Origin of the sequence: Candidatus Sphingomonas colombiensis (assembly GCA_029202845.1) — a bacterium.
Taxonomy (GTDB): domain Bacteria; phylum Pseudomonadota; class Alphaproteobacteria; order Sphingomonadales; family Sphingomonadaceae; genus Sphingomonas; species Sphingomonas colombiensis.
Window position 1 is genome coordinate 2,329,055 of record CP119315.1, and the last position, 12,424, is coordinate 2,341,478.

General features: G+C 65.6%; 14 protein-coding genes and 1 tRNA gene. 8 read left to right on the plus strand and 7 right to left on the minus strand.

Features of this window, described 5'->3' with window-relative positions; all coding sequences use genetic code 11:
* The first annotated feature begins 42 nt into the window (after positions 1-42).
* From gnd to P0Y64_11275, 3 genes are read left to right on the plus strand one after another with little or no spacing between them, the layout of a single operon-like run.
* Positions 43-1,029 carry a decarboxylating 6-phosphogluconate dehydrogenase gene (gene gnd / locus P0Y64_11265; protein WEK41974.1) on the plus strand — a complete coding sequence of 329 codons (987 nt, stop codon included), beginning with the start codon at positions 43-45 and terminating at the stop codon, positions 1,027-1,029.
* Positions 1,029-1,823, plus strand: coding sequence for a Cof-type HAD-IIB family hydrolase (locus tag P0Y64_11270; protein WEK45041.1), 795 nt, complete (start codon positions 1,029-1,031; stop codon positions 1,821-1,823). Before gnd ends, P0Y64_11270 begins: the two co-directional genes overlap by 1 nt.
* On the plus strand, positions 1,820-2,566 hold the full coding sequence (locus tag P0Y64_11275) for an HAD-IIB family hydrolase (GenBank protein WEK41975.1): 747 nt from the start codon (positions 1,820-1,822) through the stop codon (positions 2,564-2,566). The genes P0Y64_11270 and P0Y64_11275 overlap by 4 nt, the downstream gene beginning before the upstream one ends.
* A gap of 6 nt (positions 2,567-2,572) precedes the next feature.
* Here the strand turns inward: P0Y64_11275 and P0Y64_11280 are convergent, their stop codons facing one another.
* From P0Y64_11280 to P0Y64_11305, 6 genes are all read right to left on the minus strand, one after another.
* Positions 2,573-3,361, minus strand: coding sequence for a 3'(2'),5'-bisphosphate nucleotidase CysQ (locus P0Y64_11280; GenBank protein WEK41976.1), 789 nt, complete (start codon positions 3,359-3,361; stop codon positions 2,573-2,575).
* Positions 3,354-4,700 (minus strand): TldD/PmbA family protein, encoded by a 1,347-nt coding sequence (locus P0Y64_11285; GenBank protein ID WEK41977.1) that lies wholly within the window; start codon positions 4,698-4,700, stop codon positions 3,354-3,356. Before P0Y64_11285 ends, P0Y64_11280 begins: the two co-directional genes overlap by 8 nt.
* 93 nt (positions 4,701-4,793) lie before the next feature.
* The gene (locus tag P0Y64_11290; protein ID WEK41978.1) at positions 4,794-4,934 is read right to left on the minus strand and encodes a DUF1289 domain-containing protein; all 141 of its coding nucleotides are present in this window, start codon (positions 4,932-4,934) and stop codon (positions 4,794-4,796) included.
* A gap of 38 nt (positions 4,935-4,972) precedes the next feature.
* Entirely contained in the window at positions 4,973-5,443 is a 471-nt protein-coding gene (locus P0Y64_11295) for an NUDIX domain-containing protein (protein WEK41979.1), read from the minus strand.
* 2 nt (positions 5,444-5,445) lie between these two features.
* Positions 5,446-6,849 carry a DEAD/DEAH box helicase gene (locus P0Y64_11300; GenBank protein WEK41980.1) on the minus strand — a complete coding sequence of 468 codons (1,404 nt, stop codon included), beginning with the start codon at positions 6,847-6,849 and terminating at the stop codon, positions 5,446-5,448.
* Positions 6,850-6,974: 125 nt separating this feature from the next.
* Positions 6,975-7,460 (minus strand): hypothetical protein, encoded by a 486-nt coding sequence (locus P0Y64_11305; GenBank protein ID WEK41981.1) that lies wholly within the window; start codon positions 7,458-7,460, stop codon positions 6,975-6,977.
* Positions 7,461-7,528: 68 nt separating this feature from the next.
* Between P0Y64_11305 and P0Y64_11310 the strand changes: the two genes are divergently transcribed.
* The 3 genes from P0Y64_11310 (at position 7,529) to P0Y64_11320 (ending at position 10,386) form a co-directional block, all read left to right on the plus strand.
* Positions 7,529-8,968 (plus strand): FAD-binding oxidoreductase, encoded by a 1,440-nt coding sequence (locus P0Y64_11310; GenBank protein WEK41982.1) that lies wholly within the window; start codon positions 7,529-7,531, stop codon positions 8,966-8,968.
* Positions 8,969-9,052: 84 nt separating this feature from the next.
* Complete coding sequence (locus P0Y64_11315; protein ID WEK41983.1) at positions 9,053-9,823, plus strand: SapC family protein; 771 nt, start codon at positions 9,053-9,055, stop codon at positions 9,821-9,823.
* Positions 9,824-9,840: 17 nt separating this feature from the next.
* The gene (locus P0Y64_11320) at positions 9,841-10,386 is read left to right on the plus strand and encodes a cytochrome b (GenBank protein ID WEK41984.1); all 546 of its coding nucleotides are present in this window, start codon (positions 9,841-9,843) and stop codon (positions 10,384-10,386) included.
* A 170-nt stretch (positions 10,387-10,556) separates the two neighbouring features.
* Here the strand turns inward: P0Y64_11320 and P0Y64_11325 are convergent, their stop codons facing one another.
* The gene (locus P0Y64_11325) at positions 10,557-11,390 is read right to left on the minus strand and encodes an N-formylglutamate amidohydrolase (protein ID WEK41985.1); all 834 of its coding nucleotides are present in this window, start codon (positions 11,388-11,390) and stop codon (positions 10,557-10,559) included.
* A gap of 130 nt (positions 11,391-11,520) precedes the next feature.
* Here P0Y64_11325 and P0Y64_11330 point away from each other — a divergent pair, with 130 nt between their 5' ends.
* Entirely contained in the window at positions 11,521-11,898 is a 378-nt protein-coding gene (locus P0Y64_11330) for a response regulator (protein WEK41986.1), read from the plus strand.
* A 56-nt stretch (positions 11,899-11,954) separates the two neighbouring features.
* A tRNA-Val gene (locus P0Y64_11335) sits at positions 11,955-12,029 on the plus strand.
* Positions 12,030-12,424: the final 395 nt, after the last annotated feature.

The following is a 12,424-nucleotide window of genomic DNA, read 5'->3' on the forward strand; positions in this document are numbered from 1 at the left end:
CCGGCGATTGAGCCGGGGCGGGAATGGGAAGAAGGATTGCTCATGAAAATCGGCATCGTCGGCCTCGGCCGGATGGGTGGCAATATCGCGCGACGGTTGATGCGCGGCGGCCATGAATGCGTCGTGTGGGATCGCAATGCCGATGCCGTGAAGGAACTGGCGGCCGATGGCGCGATCGCCGCGGACTCGCTCGATGATATGAGGAGCAAGCTCGCCGATCCCGCGATCTGGTGGGTGATGCTCCCGGCCGGCGATCCGACCGAACAGACCGTGATGGCGATCGCCGAGAAGGCCACGCCGGGCACGATCGTGATCGATGGCGGCAACACCTTCTGGAAAGACGATATCCGCCGCGGGCACGCGCTGGCGGAAAAGGGCGTGCATTATGTCGATGTCGGCACATCAGGCGGCGTGTGGGGGCTGGAACGCGGCTTCTGCATGATGATCGGCGGCGCGCAGGAGGCCGTCGACCTGCTCGATCCGATCTTTGATACGCTCGCGCCCGGATCGGGCAGCGTGCCGCGCACCCCCGGCCGGGAAGTTGCCGACGGGGAGGATCCGCGCGCGGAGAAAGGCTATATCCACGCCGGTCGCGTCGGCGCGGGGCACTTTGTCAAAATGGTCCACAACGGCATCGAATACGGGCTGATGCAGGCCTATGCCGAGGGCTTCGACGTGCTGTTCGGCCGCAATGCGCCGCATCTGCCCGAAGATGAAAAGTTCGATTTCAACATGGCCGATATCGCGGAGGTGTGGCGGCGCGGCTCGGTGATTTCGTCCTGGTTGCTCGATCTGAGCGCGGCGGCGCTGGCGAAGGACCATGATCTGTCCAATTTCTCCGGCCATGTCGCGGATTCGGGTGAGGGCCGCTGGACGATCGACGCGGCGATGGAGCAATCGACCCCGGTGGCCGTGCTGACCACCGCCCTGTTCGCGCGCTATCGCAGCCGCATCGACAGCATGTTCGGCGACAAATTGCTCTCCGCGATGCGCTATGGCTTTGGCGGCCATGTCGAGATTCCGCAGTGATGCTGGTGGTCTGCGATGTCGACGGCACGCTGGTCGACAAGCAGAAACGGCTGACTGAGACGACGATCGCGGCGGTTGCGCGGCTGCGCAAGGCCGGCATCCGCTTCACGATCATCAGCGCGCGGCCGATGTCAGGCATGATGCCGCTCGCCGAACGGCTGGCGCTCGATGTGCCGATGGGGGCATTCAACGGTGGCATCATCTTCCGCCGCGACGGCAGCATTGCCGAGCATCACGTGATCCCGGCGGACGTGTCGCGCGGCGTTTTCGATCTGATCGGCGATGCGGCGGTCGATCGGTGGGTGTTCGCTGACAATCACTGGTACGCCTCAACCGATCAGGGCGTGCATGTCGAGCATGAGCGGCTGGCATCGGCGCAGGAGCCGATCATCCGCGACACATTCGACGATCTGCTCGATCGCGCCGACAAGATAACCTTCGTCAGCGACGATGCGGCGCTGCTGGTGGCGCTGGCGGAGAAGGTGAAGCCGTTTGTCGATCGCGCGACGATCGTCCAGTCGCAGACCTATTATCTCGACATCACTGCCCTACCGGCGAACAAGGGCGATGGCATCACCGCGCTGGCCCATGCGATGAATGTGCCGCTGAAGCATATTGTCGCGATCGGCGATCAGGCTAACGATCTCGCAATGTTCGAGCGCGCAGGGCGCTCGATCGCGATGGGCAACGCGACCGATGCGGTGAAGGGCAGGGCGAACGACGTCACCACGGGTAACGACGCGGATGGCGTGGCGCATGCCATCGATAATCTGATTCTCGGGAGAATGATGTGAAGCAATTGGTGGCGTTCGATCTCGACGGCACGCTCGCGGAGAGCAAGCAGGCGATAAAGCCGGACATGGCCGAGGCGCTGGCCGATCTGCTCGGCGTGGCGGATGTCGCCGTGATCTCCGGCGGGGATTGGCCGCAGTTCGACAAACAGGTCGCCTCGCGTCTGCCCGATCGCGCCGATCGTGCGAAGCTGTGGCTGATGCCGACCACAGGCACCAAGCTCTTCACGTTCCGCAACGGGCAATGGTCCCCGGTCTATGCCGAATTATTCTCCGACGCAGAAAAGAAGCAGATCATCGACGCGTTCAACGCCAGTCTCGCCGCGACCGGCTTTGTGCCCGAACAGACCTGGGGGGAGCGGATTGAGGATCGCGGCAGCCAGATCACCTTCTCCGCGCTCGGTCAGCAGGCGCCGCTGGAGGCCAAGGAGAAATGGGATCCGGATTTCGCCAAGCGCAAGGTGATCCAGGCCGATTTACGCATGCGCCTGCCGGGCCTCGCGATCAATATGGGCGGCGCCACCTCGATCGACATCACGCGCGAGGGCGTGGACAAGGCTTATGGCCTGAAGAAATTGCGTGACGAGAGCGGCATCGCGTTGGAGGCGATGATGTTCGTCGGCGACGCGATCTTCCCCGGCGGCAATGATTATCCGGCAAAGGAACTGGGGCTCGATACGGTGCGGGTGCGCGATCCGCAGGATACTTTGGGCGTTATCGCAACGGTGGTTGCGTGCCAGAAATAGGGGAAGTTACCGCCCCTCGGCCATGATCGCCTTCGCGCGATCGTGGAGCCGCTCCACCGCCGCCGCGTGGATGCCGGGCTTCGAGACGATCACGCCGAATGCGCGCGGATCGGGCTTGTTGAAGGTGAGCGGGCCGCCGAACGCATCGCTGATCGCGGCGCCTGCTTCGGCGGCGATCAGCGCGGCGGCGGCGATATCCCACTCATTGCCCCAGCGCAGCGTCGCGACCAGATCGGCGCGATCGTCCGCCACCATCGCCATACGCAGCGCGATCGAATTGGGTTTCTCCACCGCCACCAGATCGCGATCCGCCTTGGGCAATGCGTCGGTGGGTACGCGCGAACCCGGGAAGATGGTGCGATCGCCGGCATGGATCGCGCTGCCGTTGAGCGTCGCGCCGCGGCCCGCGCTCGCGCGCCAGGCTTCGTTCCGCGCCGGCGCGTCGAGCGCGGCGAACAGGACGCGGCCATGCTCGATCAGCGCGACCGACACCGCCCAGCCGGGGCGTCCACGAATATAATCGCGCGTGCCGTCGATCGGATCGACCACCCACACCCGATCGCACGCCAGCCGATCGGGATTGTCTGCGGTCTCCTCGGACAGCCAGCCGGCATCCGGCAGCAGTGCCATCAGGCGTGCGCGCAGCATGGCATCTATATCCAAATCGACTTCGCATACCGGGCTGCCCGGCGTCTTTTCCCAACGCGCGAAATCGGTGCCCCACCGGGCGAGAGCGAGCGCCCCGGCTTCGCGGGTGATGTCCGCCACCGCGTCGGCGAGGCGCGGTTCAGCCACCGGCGACGATCATCCCGTCGATCCGCAGCGTGGGCACGTTGGTGCCATAACGGAACTCAAGATCGTTGGCCGGTGTGAGCTGGCGGAACATATCCTTCAAATTACCCGCGACGGTGAATTCGGCCACCGGCCCGGTGATCTCGCCATTTTCGATCAGGAAGCCCGCCGCGCCGCGACTGTAATCGCCAGTGACGCCGTTCACCCCCTGGCCGATCAATTCGGTGACATAAACGCCGCGCGCGATATCCGCGATCAGCGTTTCCACCGGCACATGGCCCGCATCCATATAGAGGTTGCTGGTCGATACGCCGGGCGCGCCGCCGATGCCGCGCGCGGCGTGGCCGGTGGGCTCCATCCCCAATTGCCGGGCGGACGCGGTTTCGAGCAGCCAGGTTTCCAGCATGCCATCCTCGACCAGCGCGATCGGCGAAACCGGCAGCCCCTCGCCATCGAACGGGCGCGAGCGCAGCCCGTGCGGCCGATGCGGATCGTCACAGATGCGGATGCCTTCCGCGAACACCCGCGTGCCCAGCGCATCGAGCAGGAAGCTCGTCTTGCGCGCGATCGACTGGCCGGAGATCGCGCCGGTCAAATGGCCGAGCAGGCTCATGCCGACGCGCGGATCCAGCACCACGGGCATCGCACCGCTTTCGATGCGGCCGGGATTGAGGCGTGCGACCGCGCGCTCGCCCGCTTCGCGCCCGATCGCCTCGGCGGGTTCGAGCCGGTGGCGGTGCCGGGCGGAGTGGAAGGCGTAATCGCGTTGCATCGCGCTGCCTTCGCCCGCGATCACGCTGGCGGAGGCGCCGAAACCGGTGGTGGCATAGCCGCCGGCGAAGCCATGGCTGGTGGCCAGCGCGATGACGCTGCGCGATGCGCTGGCGCCGCCGCCTTCGCTGTTGGTCACGCCGGCCACGGCACGCGCCGCATCCTCCGCCGCGGCGGCGATCTCGCGCAGCTCGGCGGGCGAGATTTCGCCGCGATCCTCAAGATCGAGCGCGGGTGCCGTGCCGCGCAGCAGCCGTGCTTCGGGGGCAAGACCGGCCCAGCGATCCTCCGGCGCCTCGCGCGCCATCGCGACCGCGCGCTCGACGAGCATGTCCATCGCGTGAGAGGAGAGATCCGAGGTGGAGACGCTGGCCGACCGCTGCCCGACGAATACGCGCAGCCCCAGATCCTCGCTCTCGGAACGGCCCACGTCCTCAAGCTTGCCAAGGCGGACGGAGACTTCGCTGGAGGCGTCGGCGGCGAAAACGGAATCCGCCGCGTCGGCGCCCGCGCGGATCGCGCGCGCTACAATGTCCTGCGCGCGATCCCGCGCCTGATCGGAAGTAAGCATCGTCGAGGACTTAGGGGCAGGGGCGGCCCGACGCTAGAGTTGTATCGACATTCGGCCCGCGCAGATTGCGCAAATGCGCGGGCGATTGCCGGGTCATCCGCGCGGGTCGCTGCTGGCGCGTTCATCGACGTCGGCCAGCACCGCGCGCTTTTCCGCATCGCTCATCGTGGACCAGCGTGCGATCTCGTCGAGTGTGCGGTGGCAGCCGAGGCAAAGCCCGCTCGGCTTGTCCATGATGCACACCAATATGCACGGCGATTCGGGCGCACCGCTCACCATGCGCCATGCCCTTGCTGGCCGGTGAGATGCTCCGCGATGCGGCGGCGCGTCGCGGGGGAGGTGTCTTCGGGCAGCGCGTCGGGCGCGAACCAGCCGGCTTCCGCGATCTCGCGACAGTCTGCTGCGGTGGGGATCACGCCGGGCGGCGCGGTGGCGACGAACACCACCACATGATCGTCCTTCGCCTCGGCGCGGTTGTGATAGATGCCGAGGAGGCCCGTGATCTCGATCTGCGTCAGCCCGATTTCCTCATGCAGTTCGCGCCGGATCGCGGCTTCCGCGTGCTCGCCCCTGTTCACGCCACCACCCGGCAGATACCAGCCGGCGATATAATGGTGGCGCACCAGCGCGACGCGGCCGCCGGGATCGAGCAGCAGCGCGCGCACCCCGAAAGTGCGTGGGCGCATTACCCGCGTGTAGAGCCGCATTGCGCGCCCGGCGATCCGGTAGCGCAGCGCGATCATCGTCAGAGGTCGATCGTGACGCTCAGGAAGCTCGGAACCGGGCCGTTCCAGCCGTCATCGGGCGTGTCATCGCGTGTTTCCTGACGGCGGCTCGGCTGGGGGGCCTCCGCGCGCGGTTCCTTACGGCGACGCTGATCGGCGGCCTGCTCGCGCGGCTCGTCCTTTCGGCGCGGTTCCGGCGCGCGACTTGCGGGGCGCGCCGCTTCCGGCTCGGCGGCGCGTTCGCCACGGCCACGGCGGCGCGGCTTTTCCTCCGGCGCTGGCTGTTCCTCTGCGACGGGCTTCGCAGGCGCGGCGAGGCGCGGAATTTTCTGCCCGGTAAGCTTCTCGATATTCTCGATGTTTTCCGCGTCATCGGGCGCGATGAGCGTATAGGCGACACCCGTCGCGCCGGCGCGACCGGTGCGGCCGATGCGGTGGACATAATCATCCGGATGCCAGGGCGCATCGAAGTTGAAGACGTGGCTCACGCCCTTAACGTCCAGCCCGCGCGCGGCGACATCGGAGGCGACGAGGATGTTGATATCGCCTTGCTTGAAGCGCTCCAGCTCCGCGATACGCGCCGGCTGTTCCATGTCGCCATGAATTTCGCCGGAGGAGAAGCCGTGCTTCTTCAGGCTCTTGTTCAGCTCCCGCACGGTCGTCTTGCGGTTGCAGAAGATGATCGCGGTGCGCATCTCTTCGGCCTGCAACAGGCCGCGCAGCGTATCGCGCTTGTCGAATGCCGATCCCTTCACCGGCACCAGCCATTGCGTGATGTTGGTGTTGGTGGTGGCAGGGCGCGCGACTTCGATCGTCTTGGGATTGCTCAGGAAACGATCCGCCAGCTTCTTGATCGGCGGCGGCATCGTCGCGGAGAACAGCAGCGTCTGGCGGCTGGCGGGCAGCTTGGTGCAGATCGTTTCGATATCGGGGATGAAGCCCATATCGAGCATCCGATCCGCCTCGTCGATGACGAGCAGGTCGCAGCCGGTGAGCAGGATCTTGCCGCGCTCGAACAGGTCCATCAGGCGGCCGGGCGTGGCGATCAGCACGTCGACGCCCTTTTCCAGCGCCTTCACCTGATCGCCCATCTGCACGCCGCCGATCAGCAGCGCCATCGAGAGCTTGTGGTATTTGCCGTATTTCTCGAAATTCTCGGCGACCTGTGCGGCAAGCTCCCGCGTCGGCTCGAGGATCAGGCTGCGCGGCATCCGCGCACGGCTGCGGCCGTGGGCGAGGATGTCGATCATCGGCAACACGAACGAGGCGGTCTTGCCCGTGCCCGTCTGCGCGACGCCGATGATGTCGCGCATCATCAGCACCGAGGGGATGGCCGACGCCTGAATTGGGGTCGGTTCCGTATAGCCGGTATCGGCTACGGCGCGAAGCAGTTCGTCTGACAGGCCGAGATCGGCGAAGCTCATGGCAATTCCGAGAAAGAGCAGTGGGCGCACCCACTGGTCGCCTCGTGCCGCCGGAACGCGATTACGGTGAAAAAGTCAAGTTTTTGTGAGATTCGGTGCTTCGGCGAACCCCGTCGCGACAAGCATCAGCGGCGCGGAACAAGCGTGCGGAATTGCGCGATTTCGCAGCGCGCGCCCGAACGTGAGCGCAATACGTCGCGCCCGGCACAGATCATCCCGTCGCCCGTGCGCTTGATATAGAAGCCGGTGTAGAACTTTAGCGTGGGGCAATCGTCATCCAGCTTGGCGCGCAGGCGGCGCCCGTCGCTTGTCTCCAGATCGACGTCGCCATCGGCCATGCTCGCCGCGACGATCGAATCCGCCGGCACGCATTTCGGTGCCTTTTGCTCGCGCCAGACGATCGGCGGCGGCGGGGCAGGGCGATAGCGCGGGCGCGGCGCGTCCGGCGGCGAATCGGCGCGCGGGATGCGGATCACCATCCGTTCGCGGATGATCACTTGCGTCTGCGCCCATTGCGCGCCGGCGAGATCGCCCACGCCGGGCTCCTGCGCGGACACCAATAGCGGCGCGGCGGCGACAAGCGTCAGTAAGAAGAGAGTGCGATCCGACATAAGCAAATTCGTTTACGCTTTGGCGATGGGATTTGAACGAAGGATGAATTGCATGCGATGAGTGCCCCATGACGCCTGCTCAGACCAGCCTGCTCGAAACGCTTTCCGGCCAGCTTCCGCCACGCGCGATCGTCACCGATCGGGATGTGATCGCCCCGCTCGAAACCGATTGGCGCGGGCGCTGGCATGGCCATGCGCCGCTGCTGCTCGCGCCGGCCTCCACCATCGAGGTGTCGACGATCGTGGCGGCGGCGGCGGCGTTGGGTGTGCCGCTGGTGCCGCAGGGCGGGAATACGTCGATGGTCGGCGGCGCGACGCCCCCCGCTGATGGCAGCGCGGTGATCCTGTCGATGCGGCGGATGAACGCGATCCGCTCGCTCGATGCGGAGGCGGGGCTGGTGGTGGCGGAGGCGGGGGTGATCCTGTCCGATCTGCACAGCGCGGCGATCGAGGCGGGGCGCCGGTTTCCGCTATCGCTCGGCGCGAAGGGGTCGGCGACGATCGGCGGCCTCGTCTCCACCAACGCCGGCGGCACGCAAGTCCTGCGTTTCGGCACAATGCGCGGGCTGGTCGCGGGGCTGGAAGCGGTGTTGCCGGACGGCCAGATTCATGACGGGCTGGCGGCGCTCAAGAAAGACAATCGCGGTTACGATCTCACCCAATTGCTGATCGGGGGCGAGGGGACGTTGGGCATCGTCACCGCCGCGACGCTGCGGCTTGCGCCGGCGGTGGCGGCGCGCGCGGTCGCCTGGGTGGGACTGACGGACCCGGCCGCCGCGCTCGCGCTGCTTCGTCGTTTCCAGCGCGCGAGCAATGATGTGGAGAGCTTCGAGCTGCTGCCGGGCGAGTCGCTCGACGCGGTGTTGCAGCACATTCCCGGCACCCGCGCGCCGCTGACAGGCGCACACCCATGGCATGCGCTGATCGAGGTGACGGCCGCCGATACGACAGGCGAGCCGCCCGCCGCGATCGTGGAGCGCGTGTTGAGCACCGCGCTCGGCGACGGGCTGATCGCCGATGCGACGCTTGCGGCGAGCGAGGCGCAGGCCGATGCCTTTTGGCGCATCCGTGAATCGATTTCCGAGGCGGAGCGCGCGACCGGCCCGGCGGCGCAGCATGACATTTCCGTGCCGATAGAGGCGATGCCACGCTTCATGATCGAGGCCGCCGCCGCCTGCGACGCGCGCTTCCCCGGCACCCATGCGTCTGGCTTCGGCCATTTGGGGGACGGCAACGTGCATTTCCACGTCCGCGCGCCCGCTGGCGTCGACGCGGCACGCTGGTTCGCGGAGGAAGCGCCGGGGGTGACGCGCTTCGTCGATGATCTGGTGGTCGCGGCGGGGGGCTCGATCTCCGCCGAACACGGCATCGGGCAGATGAAGCTGGGCGAGCTGGAGCGCCTCTCCGCGCCCGCGCGGCTGAGCGCGCTGCGGGCGATCAAAGGCGCGCTCGATCCGGCGGGAATCATGAACCCCGGCAAGCTCGTCAAGCCCGCATCACCTCGTTAAGCTTGCACCGCGCGGGCCGTACGAATAGGGCCGCGCGATCCGGGCCGTGCCGGCCCTGTCGAATTGTCGAGACTGGAGAGAATGATGGCGAGTGCGCCGCAGCAGCTTCCGCTTTTTTACAACGGCCTGGAGCCGCTTTCGAGCGAGTTGCACGCCAAATATCGTATCCGGCAGGCGAATGCCGCTCCGTTCCTGCGGAATCAGCATGCCATTCCCGTGACCGTCGAAGAGTTCCCGATGGTGCAGCGCTTCATGCCGATCGTGTTCACCGCCGGCCCGGAAGCAATTCCGATCGCGCTGATGGGCCTGAACGAAGGCGTCAACGTCTTCCTCGATGCGGATGGCAAGCTGACCGAAGACAATTTCTACGTCCCGGCCTATATCCGCCGCTACCCGTTCATGCTCGCCCGGCTGCGCCCGGATGCCGAGGAACTGTCGCTGTGCTTCGATCCGACCGCCGATACCGTCGGCGCGTTCGATGAAGGCGATGCGCTGTTCGAAGGTGCCGAGCCGAGCGAGTTGACGCGTAACATCCTGTCGTTCAACGAATCGTTCGAACAGGCGGGCGCGCGCACAGGCGCTTTCATGCAGGAAATGCGCGAGATGGAGCTGCTGATGGAGGGCGAAGTCTCTATCCAGCACGATGGCTATGAGCAGCCGTTCGTCTATCGTGGCTTCCAGATGGTCAACGAGGAAAAGCTGGTCGATCTGCGTGGCGATCAGCTGCGCAAGATGTCCAAATCCGGCATGTTGCCGTTGATCTATGCCCACCTCTTCTCGCTCGCCCTGATGCGCGATCTTTTCGCGCGGCAGGTTCGCCTCGGCCTGGTGCCGCAACCCAATCTGGTTTCCTGATCTGAAAGGATAATGCGATGGCCCGATCGATGATCGATGTACGTTATTCAAGCGTAGCGATCGCGTTTCACTGGGCCATCGCATTGCTGGTGATCGTCAATCTGATCATTGGCATCGGGCATGATGCGGTGCCGGCGCTGCGTGCGTGGATGCCCGCGCACAAATCCATCGGCATTACCGTGCTGGTGCTGACGCTGGCACGGCTGGCGTGGCGTCTGGGTCATCGCTCGCCCCCGCTGCCGCCGCGGATGGCCGCGTGGGAGCGGAGCGCCACTTATGCCGCCCATTGGCTATTCTATGGGCTGCTCATCCTGCTGCCCCTCTCGGGCTGGATGATGGTCTCATCGCCCGATCGGAAACGGCCGCTCGACTGGTTCGGGTTGTTTGATATCCCGTTTCTTTCGGTGTCGCGCGCCACGGCGCACCTTGGCGGCGACGCGCATGGGATACTCGGCTGGTCGATGCTGGCGCTGGTTGCGATCCATGTCGCGGCGGCGCTGCGCCATCAATTCCTGCTTCGCGACAATCTTATCGCGCGCATGGTGCCGGGATCGGCGCGATAAAAGCGATGGACCGTTGATGGTCCACTTGAAACTAAATCCCGTTGTCATATGTTATTGAAGTACGGCGGCGCGTCCCCCCTTTCGTGACGCCGTATGACACGCCTCTGGCGTGTCTCCTCCCTGAACCTTGGCCACCTCGCGTGTATTCGCGAGGTGGTTTTTTTATGGGGCTATTCCGCCGCGAGCGCGGTGGGGGTGTCGAGCGCTTCGTCGGCCAGCGCGTCGATCGTCGCGCGGACGAGCGAGACGGTCATGTCGAAGCCCGCGCCCGGCTTGTCGAACGCGCGATCGAGATAGAGCGAGCGATCGAGTTCTAATTGTATCGCATGGATATGCGTGGCGGGCTTGCCATGGCGATCGAGGATATGCCCGCCAGGATAAGGCGTATTGCGGATATGGCGCAGCCCCGCCGCCGCGACCACGGCCTCCACGCGACGCATATAGCGCACCGAGCAGGACTGGCCGAAGCGATCGCCGGTGACGATCCGTGCGTTCCCCTCCGTGATCGGTGGCATCGAATGGAGATCGAGCAGCACCGCGCAGCCGAAGCGGGCGTGGGCGCGCTCCAGCGCCTCTTTGAGCGCCGCGTGATAGGGGCGGTGGTCGGCTGCGATCCGGGCGGCGATCTCGTCCCCGGAAAAACGCCGCCGCCATATGTCGCTGACCCGCCCGGTGCGCCGGGGGACGATGCCCAGCCCGCCGCGTACCTTGACGCTGGGGTGGCCGCCTGGCGCACCCTCGTCGACAGCGGGATCACGCTCATGCTCGGCGCGATTGAGGTCGATCCACGCTCGGCCGAGCCGCTGGATGATCAGCGTCTCGCGACCGCGCGCCGCGAGCGCGACCGTATCGACGTGGCGATCCTCCAGCGAGGCCAGCAACTCCACCGGGACGCGCAGATTGGCGCGCAATGCCAGCGGATATTCCCGCCCCGCATGGGGGACGGAAATCACTACCGGGCTTTCGGGCGTTTCGGCGCCGAGGAGGTCGAACGAACTGGTCATTGATGGGCGAACCTATGGCACGTCGCCGTTGGTCGCAACGGGGCGCGCGCAGGTGGAAAATGTTAATGGATTGGGGCATAGTGCCGGCTCCGGACGAGACAGAGCCAGAGGCGAGGACCGACAACCACCAATGATCAGGATTCTACTGGCCGAAGACGATCAGGTGATGCGTGAATACCTTGCCCGGGCGCTGGAGCGTTCTGGCTATGCGGTGTCGGCGGTCGATCGCGGGACGGCGGCGTTGCCGTTGATCGAAACGGAACGATTCGATCTGCTGCTCACCGATATCGTGATGCCCGAAATGGACGGGATCGAGCTTGCGCAGAAAGCGGCGGATATCGCGCCCGAGATGCGCGTGATGTTCATCACAGGCTTCGCGGCGGTCACGCTGAAAGCGGGCAAATCCATGCCGCAGGCGCGCGTGCTGTCCAAACCATTCCATCTGCGCGATCTGGTGATGGAGGTGGACCGCATGTTCGAGGCGGATAATGTGAGCGGCCTCAACTGAATGTGAAACAGGCGCTTGCGCGGTCTGAATCTCCCGGCTAAAGGCCCCACTCCCGTGGGCGTGTAGCTCAGTGGTAGAGCACTGTGTTGACATCGCAGGGGTCGCAAGTTCAATCCTTGCCACGCCCACCATGACAAGCCTCGGAAAGCGTAATGTTTTCCGAGGCTTTTCTGTAAGCCGATGGCGTCAAGCGGGACGCCAAATCGCGCCGGAATATGCCCCGTTTCACCCCGATTTGCCCCCTTCGGTGGGCGTTTTATGGGCACGTGAGGGCACGCTCGTCCGCCGCCGGATTTACGACCTATCTGTAGCTAGCGATTCGAGGGAGCGATCACCGCCCGTCCGGACGTGAGCGCCGCGATCGTGCGAGACGTTCGCTCGAGTCGCGGATCAGCCTTCATCTGCCGATCACAAGTGAAGGAGGGGCCTGCACCTGCCATCGGCACGGCGTTGAGGCTCGTGTCGCGAAACTAGCGGATCCGAGACATGCCTATGACGCGCCGCCGAGGACAGGCGCCGAACCGGG